The organism is Xylophilus sp. ASV27 (assembly GCF_016428875.1).
Classification (GTDB): Bacteria; Pseudomonadota; Gammaproteobacteria; order Burkholderiales; family Burkholderiaceae_C; genus Xylophilus.
This window is the reverse complement of record NZ_JAELTO010000300.1, coordinates 1-403: the sequence shown is the minus strand read 5'-3', so window position 1 is coordinate 403 and position 403 is coordinate 1. Positions and strand designations below refer to the sequence as shown.

The following is a 403-nucleotide window of genomic DNA, read 5'->3' as shown; positions in this document are numbered from 1 at the left end:
CCCCCCCCCCCCCCCCCCCCCCCCCCCCCCCCCCCCCCCCCCCCCCCCCCCCCCCCCCCCCCCCCCCCCCCCCCCCCCCCCACCCGGCCACCCCCGATAACTACACTAGGTTCTCTTCGTCGGCAGCGTCAGATGTGTATAAGAGACCCGCCTTGGCCACGGCCTCGCCGCCGATGTTGCCGCCCGCGCCGGCGCGGTTTTCCACCACCACCACCGGGTGGCCCAGCGCGTCCTGCAGCGGCACGGTGACGGCGCTGTCTCTTATACACATCTCCGAGCCCACGAGACCGTACAGGAAATCGCGTATGCCGTCTTCTGCTTGAAAATAGGGGGGGGGGGGGGGGGGGGGGGGGGGGGGGGGGGGGGGGGGGGGGGGGGGGGGGGGGGGGGGGGGGGGGGGGGG

Annotated in this window: 1 pseudogene; it reads right to left on the bottom strand. The window is 77.2% G+C overall.

Going from position 1 to position 403, the window contains the following annotated elements:
• Positions 1 to 100: 100 nt before the first annotated feature.
• Positions 101 to 403, bottom strand: a pseudogene (locus JHD63_RS25125) (hypothetical protein); the annotation flags it as partial.